Annotated in this window: 12 protein-coding genes and 1 pseudogene; all 13 read right to left on the bottom strand. The window is 41.4% G+C overall.

What is annotated here, in order from left to right; all coding sequences use genetic code 11:
- Window positions 1–6: 6 nt before the first annotated feature.
- The 13 genes and pseudogenes from BXY_RS19235 to BXY_RS19175 all read right to left on the bottom strand — a co-directional run bounded on the left by BXY_RS19235 (window position 7) and on the right by BXY_RS19175 (window position 13,605).
- On the bottom strand, window positions 7–1,032 hold the full coding sequence (locus BXY_RS19235) for an o-succinylbenzoate synthase (protein ID WP_008021533.1): 1,026 nt from the start codon (window positions 1,030–1,032) through the stop codon (window positions 7–9).
- 172 nt (window positions 1,033–1,204) lie between these two features.
- The gene (menB, locus tag BXY_RS19230; protein WP_004310001.1) at window positions 1,205–2,029 is read right to left on the bottom strand and encodes a 1,4-dihydroxy-2-naphthoyl-CoA synthase; all 825 of its coding nucleotides are present in this window, start codon (window positions 2,027–2,029) and stop codon (window positions 1,205–1,207) included.
- 3 nt (window positions 2,030–2,032) lie between these two features.
- The gene (menD, locus tag BXY_RS19225; RefSeq protein ID WP_015532713.1) at window positions 2,033–3,700 is read right to left on the bottom strand and encodes a 2-succinyl-5-enolpyruvyl-6-hydroxy-3-cyclohexene-1-carboxylic-acid synthase; all 1,668 of its coding nucleotides are present in this window, start codon (window positions 3,698–3,700) and stop codon (window positions 2,033–2,035) included.
- Between the two features lie 19 nt (window positions 3,701–3,719).
- A complete protein-coding gene (locus BXY_RS19220; protein WP_009040767.1) occupies window positions 3,720–4,835 on the bottom strand; it encodes an isochorismate synthase in 1,116 nt (371 codons plus the stop codon).
- The gene (locus tag BXY_RS19215; RefSeq protein ID WP_004315182.1) at window positions 4,832–6,064 is read right to left on the bottom strand and encodes a Cof-type HAD-IIB family hydrolase; all 1,233 of its coding nucleotides are present in this window, start codon (window positions 6,062–6,064) and stop codon (window positions 4,832–4,834) included. The genes BXY_RS19220 and BXY_RS19215 overlap by 4 nt, the downstream gene beginning before the upstream one ends.
- 84 nt (window positions 6,065–6,148) lie before the next feature.
- Window positions 6,149–6,511 (bottom strand): DUF488 domain-containing protein, encoded by a 363-nt coding sequence (locus tag BXY_RS19210; protein ID WP_004315183.1) that lies wholly within the window; start codon window positions 6,509–6,511, stop codon window positions 6,149–6,151.
- 71 nt (window positions 6,512–6,582) lie between these two features.
- On the bottom strand, window positions 6,583–8,334 hold the full coding sequence (locus BXY_RS19205) for a helix-turn-helix domain-containing protein (RefSeq protein WP_015532712.1): 1,752 nt from the start codon (window positions 8,332–8,334) through the stop codon (window positions 6,583–6,585).
- Window positions 8,335–8,488: 154 nt separating this feature from the next.
- Window positions 8,489–9,256 carry an N-acetyltransferase gene (locus BXY_RS19200; protein ID WP_008643116.1) on the bottom strand — a complete coding sequence of 256 codons (768 nt, stop codon included), beginning with the start codon at window positions 9,254–9,256 and terminating at the stop codon, window positions 8,489–8,491.
- Window positions 9,257–9,306: 50 nt separating this feature from the next.
- Window positions 9,307–10,242 (bottom strand): 23S rRNA (adenine(1618)-N(6))-methyltransferase RlmF, encoded by a 936-nt coding sequence (gene rlmF, locus BXY_RS19195; RefSeq protein WP_015532711.1) that lies wholly within the window; start codon window positions 10,240–10,242, stop codon window positions 9,307–9,309.
- Window positions 10,243–10,618: 376 nt separating this feature from the next.
- Window positions 10,619–10,840: pseudogene (locus tag BXY_RS19190) on the bottom strand (MATE family efflux transporter); the annotation flags it as partial.
- Window positions 10,837–11,538, bottom strand: a complete 702-nt coding sequence (locus tag BXY_RS19185; RefSeq protein ID WP_015532710.1) for an epoxyqueuosine reductase — start codon at window positions 11,536–11,538, stop codon at window positions 10,837–10,839. The gene BXY_RS19185 and the pseudogene BXY_RS19190, both read right to left, overlap by 4 nt.
- Window positions 11,535–12,662, bottom strand: a complete 1,128-nt coding sequence (locus BXY_RS19180) for a GyrI-like domain-containing protein (protein WP_004315189.1) — start codon at window positions 12,660–12,662, stop codon at window positions 11,535–11,537. The genes BXY_RS19185 and BXY_RS19180 overlap by 4 nt, the downstream gene beginning before the upstream one ends.
- Window positions 12,663–13,365: 703 nt before the next feature.
- Window positions 13,366–13,605, bottom strand: a complete 240-nt coding sequence (locus BXY_RS19175; RefSeq protein ID WP_015532709.1) for a helix-turn-helix domain-containing protein — start codon at window positions 13,603–13,605, stop codon at window positions 13,366–13,368.
- Between the last annotated feature and the right edge of the window lie 3 nt (window positions 13,606–13,608).

Genomic DNA, 13,608 nt, shown 5'->3' with positions numbered 1-13,608 from the left:
ATACTATCATTTACAAAACCATAAACAATCTTTTCTTATTTCAAGAGGCACTTCCACGTTGTCTGTAAAGAGCGCCCCTGTTCCCAGTCCCTGTGGCAACGGATTGCTGAATGTTGCACACCACTGGGCAATGGCGTTTAGCCCAATGTTTGATTCCAGAGCGGAAGTTATCCACCAGCCGATCTGTTGTTTTTCAGCTTCGGTAATCCATTCGTCTCCTCCGCATATTCCTCCATGAAGAGAAGGTTTAATAACGATATATTGCGGACGAATTGTTGAAAGCAGCTCCTGTTTCCTTTCCAGCGTATTGCATCCTATCAGTTCTTCATCCAAAGCAATCGCTAATGGAGATTCGGCAGCAAGCCGAGCCATTTCCTCCCATTGTCCGGCACAGATTGGCTGTTCGATAGAATGTAAATCAAACTCGGACAGACGTTTCAGTTTTTCCATTGCGTCCACGGGTGAGAAAGCACCATTTGCATCTACACGCAACTCTATTTCTTTAGAAGAGAAATGCGTACGAATATGGCGCAACAATGTCAGTTCTTCTTCGAAATTGATGGCACCTATCTTTAACTTGATACAACGAAATCCGGCTTCCATCTTTTTCTCAATCTGGGATAACATGTTCTGAAAATCTCCCATCCAAATAAGGCCGTTAATCGGAATACCAACTTCTCCACGTGAGAAAGCCGTATCACATAAAGCCCAGTTTCCTGCAAAGAAATGCCGGATGGCCGTTTCCAGACCAAATAAAATTGAAGGATAGTCACACAAGCCATCCATATCCAATCTGCCTTGTTCCCTCTCTACTTTCCGGCAGACTTTCACTAATATATCTTCGTAATCAGGAAGATCGTCACAACTTAAAGCGGGCAAAGGTGCACACTCCCCTATTCCCACTCTGCCAGGGAAGTCAGGAGAGGTAAAATGAAGATACCAAACTTTACGCGTAGTATATGTTCCTCTGGAAGTCCCGGCAGGTTGCTTGAAATGGAGCAATCGGGGAATAATTTCTATTTTACAATTCATCGTGAATAATTTTTCAATTCACCACAGAATAACACAGAGCCTCACGAAGTTTTAATAAGTTATATCTCTTGCAGTTCTCCTACCATTCTCTCCTCCACAGTCTTGCTTTGCAGAAAATCGGGCTTAAACGCAGGAAAAGCAAACTCTGTGGTACTCTGTGGCAAAGCCGATTTTAAGGGAATTTCGGATATTGTTTGAAGTTCGGTTTACGTTTCTCCAGAAACGCATTCTTGCCTTCCTGTGCTTCATCAGTCAGGTAATAGAGCAACGTTGCGTCACCTGCCAATTCCTGAATACCTGCCTGACCATCCAGTTCGGCATTCAATCCTGCTTTAATCATGCGCAAAGCCAACGGACTAAGCAACATCATTTCTTCCGCCCACTGTACATATTCGTCCTCCAACTGCTCCAAAGGAACTACTTTATTCACTAATCCCATGTCCAATGCTTCTTGTGCATTATACTTCCGGCAGAGGAACCAGATTTCGCGCGCTTTCTTCTGCCCCACTACACGTGCCAGATAAGACGCACCGAATCCGGCATCAAAGCTACCGACACGAGGACCCGTCTGACCGAAAATAGCATTTTCCGACGCAATGGACAAATCACATACCACATGAAGCACATGTCCGCCACCAATAGCAAAACCATTCACGGCAGCAATCACCGGTTTCGGGATGCTGCGAATCTGCTTTTGCACATCCAATACGCTTAGACGAGGCACACCGTCTTTTCCGATATATCCGCCACGTCCTTTCACATTCTGGTCGCCACCCGAACAAAACGCCTTATCACCGGCTCCGGTAATCACAATCACATCAATATCCGCTTCTTCACGGCAGATGCGCAATGCGTCACTCATTTCAGCAGTAGTTGTCGGAGTAAACGCATTCCGATAGCGCTCACGGTTGATCGTGATACGGGCAATTCCATTATAATAATCAAAAAGAATATCGTCGTATTCTCTAATGGTTGTCCACTCTCTTTGTGTTGACATAATCTATTTTTGTTTTAATTGATGATAATAATTCTTCAACATGCGCGCGTCCTTGTTTTTGTTGGTAAACACCTCCAAGAGCACAGGCTGCTCCATAGCTTCCGGTTGAGTGAAAGTTTTCATCGCTTCAGCCAGTTCTTCGTCATTTTGCGCTTGCAGATAGAGAAACCCACGCTCTTCTGCCCAACCTTTGGCCGATGTTTTATGAACTGCCGCAATAAATTTATGTGAGGTACCCGACATATCCAATCCCGGCAAGGTATGGAAAATCTCTCCTCCTCCATTATTTAACAGAAGAACACGCAGATTGGAGCGAACATTGACGTTCCACAACGCATTCATATCATAGAAGAAGCTCAAATCTCCGATAGCTATAAAGTTCAGTTTGTCGGAAGCTGCCGCATAACCGACAGCCGTAGACAGCGAGCCTTCAATGCCGTTTGTTCCCCGGTTGCAACAAACTTCAATCGTAGAAGGAATGGAGTATAATTGCGCATAGCGCACCACCGAACTGTTAGCCAGATGCAACGCACATGACTCCGGCAAGGCTTTCAACAACGTACCGACAGCAGACATTTCCGAATAAGCAAACTCCGGTTCAGGAATGATCTTGCAATAGTTTTCCCACACACGGGGATATTCAGGAGTCCGATTGCCCAGCAAACTGGCTATCTTCTCCAGAAACTCGAACGGGTCCATTTCGATCACCGTAGTTAATGAGCCATACAAATCGACCACCTCACCGTCCGGCGATACGTGCCAATGTTCTTTAGGCGGATGCTGACGGAGCAACTTCTTCAATCGTTTGGAAACGACATGTCCTCCATAAGTAATCAGCAGCTCCGGAACCATCTGATCTACCTTCTCTTCGGGCATGGCATAAAGCGCCGCATCGAAGTTCTTTACCGGAATACCGGGAACTGTCTGGTTGCCGATATGTTCCGTCAACCAGGCAAAATGTTTATATAATAACTTGATATATCTTTTTTCAAACAGATAGATAAGATTCATCTGACCGATGATAATCATACGCTTCTGGTATTTATTCATCCGGTCGACCAAATCGTTATAATCACGATCGTAGACGTTCAACCCCTGATAACGGGTTATGACACGCACTTCTGGAAGCGAATCGACCGTAAACTGGAACAATGGTTCAGAAATAGGGATATTGATATGTACCGGTCCTTTTCCATGATGGTTCGTCTCCAGCAATGCTTCATTCACCAGACGATTGCAATACCATTCATCTTCTTCCGTATGAATCTCCGGAAGGTTTACCGACTTCTTGACCAGCGTCTGAAATACGCCTGGTTGTGGTACAGTCTGTCCGTCCATTTGTCCGATCCAGGCAGCGGGACGGTCTGCAGAAATAATGACCAGAGGAACATTTTGATAAAATGCTTCTGCCACAGCCGGATGAAGGTTTAATAATGCAGTACCGGAAGTGCAGCAGACAGCAGCAGGCTTACCACCATTCAACGCAAGACCGATGGCAAAATAGCCGGCACTCCGTTCATCCGTCACCGGATAGCAGGTAAAATTCGGATGGTTAGACAAAGTATGCACTATGGGGGTGTTACGACTACCCGGACACAACACAACCTTAGTAATCCCATGCGCCTCAAGCAACGCAACCAACTGGAGTATGTTCTTCTTGTCTGTATACATGATGATAATTATTAGTAGTTTATGATTTTAAAGGAGGCACTGCAATCAGCCGTTTGATGGTTTGCAACTTTTTCTCCGTTTCCAGCCATTCGTCATTCAGTTCCGAAGAGGCCAATAATCCACCGCCGGCATAAAGAGTGAGTTGTTTATCTTCGATATGCATACAGCGCAGGTTTACATACAAGTCTGTTCGCCCTTCCGGATCGAGCCATCCGATAAAACCGGAGTAATAGCGGCGGTCGTAACCTTCGTTCTGCAAAATAAACTGATAGGCTTCTTCCTTCGGCAAGCCGCATACGGCAGGTGTCGGATGCAAAACTTTCAGAAGGTCTCCCAAACCTTTATTATCTTTCAAAGCGAACCGGAAATCGGTTTTTAAATGTGACAAAGCACCGGCATAAGCAGGATATGGCCCGTTTTCCGTAGCATGGATATCCAGTGAAAGAAGCTGACGACGGATATAAGAAGATACATAATCCTGTTCCTTCCGGTTCTTTTCATCCCATACTTGCGGCAGTCTGCCATCTTGCAAAGGCTGTGTTCCGGCCAGCGCAACCGTATGCCATTCGTCTTTCTCACCCGATAAAATGATTTCGGGAGTGCTTCCCAGCCAGATCCCTGTCTGCGGAGTATAACATAAGTATATATACGAATGAATATAACGTTTACAAGCCGCCCGAAAGATGGACGAAGGAGAGAAATCAGCTACTTTATCAACTGTAAGATGACGGGAAAGCACTAGTTTATCAAAAGTCCTGTCACGTAACGCATTTATAAAGGTATGAAAGCATGCCGTATATTCTTCCGTGGAAGAAGTCAGAAATGATTCTTGCCCTTGCAGGCGCAAGGCTATCTCCCGGTCCTCTTCCGTATCATCATCCACCGGTAAAGGCTGCCCCCACTGATCGGGTTGAATCAACACAACCGGACATGACTCACTCACCTGAAACGGAGCAATTACAAATCCTCTCTGTCCATTCAGTTCTTTCAAATCGTATATCAAACGGACCGCTCCTTCCGCCTGCGTCAACAGACGGGGAACTTTCTCTCCGGGAATACGGTAAACAGCAAACGGCTGCTTCCGCTGAATAAATGCATCAATAGTTGTCAAGTTACTTATTTCTTCGTCGGTCATCTCTTTTTCATCACACTGTTGACTACCCGTATGGAAGACACCAGTTTGTTTGTTGAAGTAAACACGTCTACATTCCATACGTGGGAGGAACGTCCTTTATGTACAACTGTTCCTACTGCACGCACGGTATCTCCTTCATGTGCAGAAGATATATGGTTTCCGCTGACCTGCATTCCTACTACAATCTCGTCCGGCTGGCAAAGAATCATCGAACCGAGTCCGGCAACTGTTTCTGCCAGTGCAAGAGTAGCTCCCCCATGCAAAATGCCGAAAGGCTGACGGGTACGATGGTCTACCGGCATCGTTGCTTCCACACGATCTTCGTCGGCGTATGTATATTGAATTCCCAAGTTTCCCATTAATGCATGGCGTGCCTGCGCATTCAGTTGGTCAAGGGGAATTTCGGCTGCACGCACTTCGGCTATGATAGCTTTCTCCACTGCAACGGCCACTCCGTCTTCCTCATTCGAAGCAGTCACATAGTCGGCACAGGCTTTGACCGAGTCTTGTGAATGTCCCATAGCTACACCCAGTCCGGCCAACTGAATCATTGTTACGTCACACACACCGTCGCCCACAGCAATCACTTCCTCACGCTTCACATCCAGTACCTCCAGCAAAGCACCCAAAGAGTTGGCTTTGTCGATAGCGCAGGGAACTACTTCCAGAAAATATGGTTCCGAACGGAATACGTCCAACGCTCCGTTCAATCGTCTCTTCCAGTGATCTTCCAGACCAACCAGTGCTTCTTCGTCATCGCTCACCAGCATACACTTACAAGGAGCAAAATCAACGGCAGCAGAAAATTCTTCTTCTTTGATTATTTGCAGGTTATTCAACCGGGCTTCATTTTGGATATGTTCATTTTCAGGAGAATCCGTTATGATCGTATCATCATGATAAGTGAATAAGGCAAAACCGTTTTTACGGGCTTTCTTTTCCAGATACGGCAACATTTCGGGATTAATCCGACGTTCAAACAGAATTTCCCCGTTTTGTGCATTGATAATCTGACAGCCATTATAGGAAAGGATAAAACCTCCATAGTTTCCAAGTTCAAGCATCTTGGCCAGCGGCATCAGGCCATAAGTAGGTCTGCCGGATGCCAGCACAATACGTACTCCCATTTGCTGAACCTTCAACAGGGCAGCCAATGTACGCTTACTAATTTCTTTCGCATCATTGAGGAGTGTTCCGTCTACATCAAGAACCAATAATTTATACTTCATGATTACACGATTTTGATTTAGATTACAAAGGTAGGAAATTGAGTGAACGACAGAAAGCGTAAACAGATAAAAATTACTTTAATTTCAATCTTTCAAACGCATTTCCAGATAATCGCGGAGGATACGGGCATGATTATACACCGGTTCTTTGGAAGCGTAAAGCAATGTTATCACCGGATGCGGCTTGATAAGAGTCAGAAAATCAGCCGTTGAGGAAGAAGCGTCAAGTTCTTTCTGATACTGTACGACAAAATCTTCCCAGTGTCCGGGAATATCTTCGTGAAACCATCTACGCAATGTGGAAGACGGTGTGATGTCTTTTGCCCAATAATCGTACTTCAGCCATTCTTTCTTCATTCCACGTGGCCATAATTTATCTACCAGTACCCGGTAGCCATCTGTTTCTGAAAAATCGTCGTAAACCCGCTTTATCCTTACCTGTATCATCTCTATTAATAGTTAATTATAAATAGATAAACCGGAAAATGCGAAAATTGTTTAGCAGAATCCACTCAATTCTATAACGAATCCTGTGCTTTTTTAAATTCGTAAGGAGTCATTCCCGTCTTTTTCTTAAAAAGATTGTATAAAATCGGGGTGCTATTAAATCCGGCCTCATCCGCAATGGCACGTATCGTATAATTAGGATGCTTTTTCATCAGTTCAATGGCATAATTAATGCGCAATTCATTGATATATCCATTAAAATTGGTTCCGGTACATTCTCTTATCATCCTCGCAAAACGTGCGTTATTCAGATGTACGATTTGTGCCAGATCTTCTCTCGACAATTCTGAAGAAAGATATAACTGTTTCTGAATAACGATATCATTCAGTTCCTGAAATATCTTCTTATTCTCTTCTTCTTCCCCACTTTCTTTATCTGTATCGTTAGCAAGTTCTTCCAGTTCTTCGGGTGAAATACGTTCCGGTTCAACCTCCGACACAACAGCCAGTTGTTCGTATACTTCCGATAACTGGTTCCCATCTTTTCTATTAGCAAATTTCTCGTTTATAAGCCTGGCAAGCATCCTGTTCTTATACTCGACTATATGATTGAAATGCCACAAACGCCAAACGATAAACAGAGTCAACACAACAATACACGCAAGAAAACAGAGGGTAATATTTCTTATTTTTAATTGAAAAGCCTGTTCGGCAATATATTCTTCTTTTTCAGAAGCGCCGTACATTGCATTCAATTCCAATGCAGCATTGTTTCTATCCCGGGTATTGATACTATCTGTTATAGTTAAAATCGTTTCACGTATCTCGGCAGCTTCTTTGTATTTATGCATACCCAAATATGCCTTCACTTCCTGTCGAAGGACAGTCAGATACTGTTCATTCAAAGTATCCTGCTGGGTTCTCATCAATTCCTTGAACCCCCTGCAATTATCAATAACCTTTTCATATTGTCCGGAAAGCGCCAAATAAGGAACCGAGTACATTTTTCCGTCGGGAGTATGAGACTCTTTCTTTGATAAGTATTTCTGATAATATTGCTCCGCCTTCTCATATTTCTTCTCCATGCAATAGATGTAGGCTAATTTGGCATATAAATAACTATATTGACCATCTACATAATCTTCAGAGATTTGAGGTACTTCCTTAAGCCGTTTAATCTGCTTTTCACGCTCAAAACCCACTTTCAATGCCTCATCAATTCGAGAATCATTCATTAAAAAGCTCATTTCTGCTCCATAGTAATAAGAGAGCAGCATCATTTCCCGCATCTCCTTTGAGCCCCGCAAAAGCTCAATAGTCCGGTTAAAATAATCGTATGCTTTATCTTTAAAAGATAATCTCCAATTATTCTCCCCCATACAGAAAAATAACCTGGCTTTGGCTTCCCTGTTCCCTAATTCTTGCGCCTGCCTGATTCCATCTAATGCATAACGCATACTTTCATTATATTTACTCATCATTGCCGAAAACTCAGCCAAATGTACTGTCATTTTCAGCATGTGTTTCGGATCTTTTTGATATATGGAATCAAGCAAATAAGCTTTCCTTGCATACATAAATGCCAATTTATTCATATACATATTACTATATGATAAACTACGCAATTCATTTACAACCCGCAAAGGAATCGTTTTCCTGTTCTCCGCTTCGTCCAGTAATTGCAGAGCACGCCTAGGTTCGGGAATATAAATATCCCTGATATATTTCTCCGTATACAGAGAATCATCTGTTAAAGTTTTATCAGCCCTCGAAAATTGATTATGTACAAATAAAAGCACCAAAATACATACAAAAAAACGCATAAGTTCTTACCGTATTTTAATCATTCAACATCCAAAGATATGTATTTTCCATAAAAAGTGCAAGGTACATCTTAATTTTGCAAAATTAAAATAAGAAACATTAGCTATCTTCTTATCCCAATCCTAGTTTCTGATAAATCTTCATCTCACAGAATCACAAGCCTAAAGCCTTTCCCAACCGGGCTTCAATACACACGCTCAAATCGGTCGTAACAAACTTACCATTATAAAAAAGAGTAAAGATAGTGGCTGGAGTAGGCGCATTTTGTGCCTGTTCCATGGTTTCTAATTCTATTATTTTTAATGGGAGATCCTTACTCTTGGCTGCATTGACCAAAGAACCGCGAACATGGAATTCAGTAAACGGACAACGATGAGTATAATACACTACTATTCCATCCCGGTCAGGACACTCACCTGTCAAGACACTGTCGTTGAATGAAGGATCGGGAGCAGCCGGATTTATTTTCAAAGCCAACAAACTGAATCCGTAAGGAAGTTTTTCTATAGTTTGGAAACCTTGTCGCAGCAGCCATTTTGTATCACTCATAAAATGAAATTTAGAAGTGCCCACTACGGTAACTAAACCATCTTTTCCCTGCAATTTCGCATCATCAATAGCAGACTGCAGCAAAGCCTTACCATGCCCGCATCCTTTATATTTACCCGACACCCAGAAACAATTTATCATCAGATAATTAGGAGCACTGACAGGAACCCACGCCTTTTCAGCAGGACCATATTCGATGAACACTTTCGCCCGTTCGTCAATACGTCTGAAAACATAACCATTATCAAACTCTTTTTTCAGCCATGCTTTTTTTAACTCATAACTATCTTTGCATTTCTTATCCGAAAAGGCACAGCATATATGTTCGTCCGCAATATTCTCCTTCGTCAAAGTGATGTAATTTGTTTCCATAATATTTTATTTAATAGGTTTAAAAATAACAGATCAATAAGCACTCATTATTATGAGTTATTAGAAAATCGCCAAGCTAATATTCTGCTGCTTTTAGTTCCCTGCTGCATTCTGATAATCTTATACTCCGATGCATTCACAGACTTCAATTTAGCACATAGCTTTTCAAGATTCTTTTCTTTTGAAACCAAGCTGGTAAACCATCCACAGTTCTTCTGATATTTCTGACTCTCGGAGATCATATTCAGTATAAAACGGATTTCTCCACCCTCACACCAAAGTTCATTCGCACTCCCGCCAAAATTTAATTGTACTTTTTTCACCTTCGTCCCTTTCAGGCTACTCAATTTGCGCAAGGTTCCGTCTTCCGCTTCTTCCTTCGAGCTATGAAACGGAGGGTTACATATCGTAACATCAAAATACTCGCCAGGCATGATAATTCCATCAAAAATTTTCTGACTGTCTTTCTGAAGTCGCAAGTCAATCTTATGTGCCAATACCGGGTTGCAAGTCACTATCTTCCGTGCATTTTCTATCGAGACCGGATCAATATCACTGCCCACAAATGTCCATCCATACTCTGTGTGCCCTATAATCGGATAAATACAATTTGCACCTACCCCAACATCCAGACATCTGCATTTCGTTTTCTGTTCGTTCGCATCTTCCTCCTCTGTCTGCAAATCGTTCGCTACCCTATCCGGCTGAATAAGATCGGCAATATAATGAATATAATCCGCTCTTCCGGGAATGGGTGGACACAAGTATTGTTTCGGTATATCCCAGTACCGAATGCCATAATAACTGATTAATAATGCTTTATTTAAAGCTTTTACTGCTTGCGGATTAAAAAAGTTTATAGTTTGTACACCCAGAGGATTAAGTGATACGAATCTCTTAAGTGGAGGATAATTTTCTATCAACAACAGAAAATCGTATTGACCATTGTGCTTATTTCTTATATGTAACTCACCTTTTTGCGCCATGTCGGCAAAGATACAGAGAAATTTCCTGTCTGCAAATTTTCCCTAACTCTTACCTCATAACATCACTAACATTCGGTGTCTTTTTTCGGTTCTTCTTTTATCTGCCGAGTTATAGATTATGTTTCAATTTTGCAAGTCTTTAATTACTAATATTTAAACTTAGACATAAGATGAGGGGGTCCGAAAAGGATACCCTCTTGGCACCGACTTATCATTGGACTTTGTTTAGAGCAAGATATGGTGAGGCTTGCTTGATAAATCCTATCTATACACAATGGGTAAATATGTTAGAAAAATCTCAAAAAGAAATATCATTTTGGAACAATTTATTGCCGAAATGTGAAATTAATAACTTAAAAACAAAAGAGGAAATCGCAAGAATCTGAGCTCCGACACTGAAACCGAAAGCAACCATAAATATAATCAAGTAGAACACCCCCGAGATGGCAGATGCTCCCAACTCGATCTCTCCGACACGACCCAGAAAGGCTGTGTCCGTAACGCCTATCATCATCTCCATCAGCAGGCTGATAAGAATGGGAAATGTGATACCCCCAATTTGTTTATAGGTATATTTTATGTTGTTATTTCTCCTCATTTTGTTGATTGTTTACAATACCGACGAGTATACGGGCAATGAACTAAACACTTTAAGCAGGTGCTGCATCCATATACATCGACGATTTCATCTCTTGAAACAGAGGTGCTCCAAACCTTACCTTTAAGAACTTTTCTCTCGCAGATATTGACACAAGCAGTGCACTTTCCGCAATGCGGATGGAGAGTCTCACACAAAAACGTTTCCAACAGGGCATCGGTTAAAACTGTACCGAGACACTGTGCCGCACCATATTCAGGAGTGATTAACAGATTGTTTTTTCCAATCCACCCTAATCCGGCGAGCAAGGCTATCGTTTTATTCGGCAAAAGAGACTCTTTATGTGCTGCATCAAATTTTCCCTCGGCAATAAGGTTTTCATCCGATTGCGAAAAAGCGTTGTATCCTTTTTCTGCTATATACGCTGCCATGTTATCTGCCAATTTATGAGTCCTGTTTTCGGTAATGGAGTATTCGTCGTCATCGAAATTATAATTGTCATCTATCCGGGCCTGTACGTAATCGGGGGTATCACATACTTCTTTTATATATCCGGCTGTCAGCGGAAGTGCAAATACAATGGCATGAGGGAATTGCCTGTTTTGTGTTTCACTCAAGTGTGATATATCAACAAAGCGTATCAGTTCTGCTCCTTGATTTCTTAATTCGTTTTCTATCTCTTGATTCAGGTATTTCATGTTTCTTTTCTTGTTACAGGGATATAAATAGCTGTTATCAACTCCGAAGCCGGAGTTTTCTCAGGTGTATTGATATACGTTTCAAAAGTGAAAGGCTCTCGCAACGTATAATCACTTGTGGGCAACCAGTCAAGGTAGATATGGCGATACACCCTATTTAGCTCGTGGTATAATCCTTTGAAACGAAAGATGGCATATTCGCCCGAAGAAATTTCATACATGCCAAAGCCTTTAGGGGTCTCAAATGATTGAGGCAAGGTTACTCCAACCATAAAACGGCTGTGCTCCTCAGGCGTAATCAAAGGATAATCAAGAGTCAGGCTTACATATTGGCATCCTTTTGATGGCAGTTCATAGTTTTCGGAGAATTGTAACAACTGTTTCCATAAGAGAGAAAAACTATGACTGATGTTATTTGTCCTTTCCAACTTCAAATAGGCAATGCGCATGTTGTGCACTTTCTTTATGCTCAACTCAACCTGTATTGGATTCTTTCCTTCGGGGCGAGCATTGGAATGTTTCTTGCGAAATTCTGGTATAGAACAATTAAAATAACTTTTAAATGCTCTTGAAAGCGTATGTTTATTCTGATAATTGATTTGACTAAGAAGTTCAGGAACACTTGTATCTGTCGATATTAACTTAAATGCAATGTACTCCAATCTTAGCCGGAAGATGTAATTTCCAAGACTATCACCACAGATTGCTTTAAAAAGTCTACGAAAATGAAATTTAGAAATACCTGCAACTTGGGATAGCCTGTCTGAATCGAGGTCGTCAAACAAGTGGCAGTTAATGTATTCCTGAACTTTTATAATTAATTCGTACTGCACATGGGCAGTGTTGATTTTTTGCTTCCATCTTTTGATTTCCGGCAATCGTTTGGACATAATTTCCCTTAATTCCGATGAAGAATAGCTTATTCCGACCTCTCTATAATATTCTTCGGGGAAAAGCCCCCAAAGGTAGATGAGGTAATCCATTGAGAAGTCATACGACTTAACTCCATTTTTTAGGCAGTAGTCGCAATATTCCTCATTCTGACCTTCCTCTAAACTGGCATAATCTATATCTAAGGGTATTCCACACGTTTGGCAATATTTTGTTTCAGTATTAATGTTCATACACGTCTCATTATTTAAGTGCAAAATTACTCAATAAATTACGGAAAGGGTTACCCTAAATGGCTATCTTTTACTTTATCATAATCTCCTCCAAGCAGGTAAATCACATTTTTGTATAACACGTTCATCAACTTTTTGCGGATCAAGCTTTTTAGGTATAAAAGTAGTATATACTTCAAGCTGATAGCATTGATGCAGTACTATATCCCGTTGAATACCATCGATAGATGTTTCTATAAATTCGAATATGTCCTAAATAGACACTAGTGGTTTAAAATAGCCGTTCTCTATATTGGATACTATGTATTCTAGTGTTCTTTTCTAGAGGTATTGCATATCTGCCTCTATTTTTACATTTTCGGTGAATGGCTCCAAATATTCAGGCTGATCCAGTATTCAGACTGAGCCGTCTAAATGATGTCCGGTAGAGCAGACATAATGGGATAAAAAAAGTCCCACAAATCATTGAATTTGTGGGATTTGACTGTTCATTGCCCGGTTTTGTCCGGATAGTTCAGCGGAGAGACAGGGAACGATTAACTTTAAGGTTCCTTACTCATTATCAGCATCTTACATAAATCCTCAATTCCTATGACACCGCATAATTCACCGCATATATGCTGCAACTTTCTTCCTGTTACACTTTTACTTACTTTTGCAAATATACGAAAAAAGCAGTATAAATACAAATTCATCACTTGATTTAACGAAGATAACTTCTATAATTTTTTTCCAATACCGATTGCAATTTGGAAAGAGGATAAAGGAACTTGCCACCTATAACAGTATAAGCTATCCCCTTTTCATCCTGCAACTTTTGCAAAGTCCTGCTTGATATATGTAACATACTACATACCTGCTCACCAGTCATATAAACCTCATTAGCTACAGGAACCTGCAAATTCTGAAATTCAAGAATTTCCTTTGAGCATTTTCTAAGCATCCT

Source organism: Bacteroides xylanisolvens XB1A (genome assembly GCF_000210075.1).
In the GTDB taxonomy this organism is placed as follows: domain Bacteria; phylum Bacteroidota; class Bacteroidia; order Bacteroidales; family Bacteroidaceae; genus Bacteroides; species Bacteroides xylanisolvens.
Note: the sequence above shows the minus strand (reverse complement) of the source record. Positions and strands in the feature narration are given on the sequence as shown.

Excerpts from the sequence above, each read along its gene's own strand:
- BXY_RS19205 (WP_015532712.1), bottom strand. The coding sequence starts at position 8,334 with ATGCGTTTTTTTGTATGTATTTTGGTGCTTTTATTTGTACATAATCAA.
- BXY_RS19220 (WP_009040767.1), bottom strand. The coding sequence starts at position 4,835 with ATGACCGACGAAGAAATAAGTAACTTGACAACTATTGATGCATTTATT.
- BXY_RS19210 (WP_004315183.1), bottom strand. The coding sequence starts at position 6,511 with ATGATACAGGTAAGGATAAAGCGGGTTTACGACGATTTTTCAGAAACA.
- rlmF (WP_015532711.1), bottom strand. The coding sequence starts at position 10,242 with ATGGCGCAAAAAGGTGAGTTACATATAAGAAATAAGCACAATGGTCAA.
- menD (WP_015532713.1), bottom strand. The coding sequence starts at position 3,700 with ATGTATACAGACAAGAAGAACATACTCCAGTTGGTTGCGTTGCTTGAG.
- menB (WP_004310001.1), bottom strand. The coding sequence starts at position 2,029 with ATGTCAACACAAAGAGAGTGGACAACCATTAGAGAATACGACGATATT.
- BXY_RS19175 (WP_015532709.1), bottom strand. The coding sequence starts at position 13,605 with ATGCTTAGAAAATGCTCAAAGGAAATTCTTGAATTTCAGAATTTGCAG.
- BXY_RS19235 (WP_008021533.1), bottom strand. The coding sequence starts at position 1,032 with ATGAATTGTAAAATAGAAATTATTCCCCGATTGCTCCATTTCAAGCAA.
- BXY_RS19180 (WP_004315189.1), bottom strand. The coding sequence starts at position 12,662 with ATGAACATTAATACTGAAACAAAATATTGCCAAACGTGTGGAATACCC.
- BXY_RS19200 (WP_008643116.1), bottom strand. The coding sequence starts at position 9,256 with ATGGAAACAAATTACATCACTTTGACGAAGGAGAATATTGCGGACGAA.
- BXY_RS19185 (WP_015532710.1), bottom strand. The coding sequence starts at position 11,538 with ATGAAATACCTGAATCAAGAGATAGAAAACGAATTAAGAAATCAAGGA.
- BXY_RS19215 (WP_004315182.1), bottom strand. The coding sequence starts at position 6,064 with ATGAAGTATAAATTATTGGTTCTTGATGTAGACGGAACACTCCTCAAT.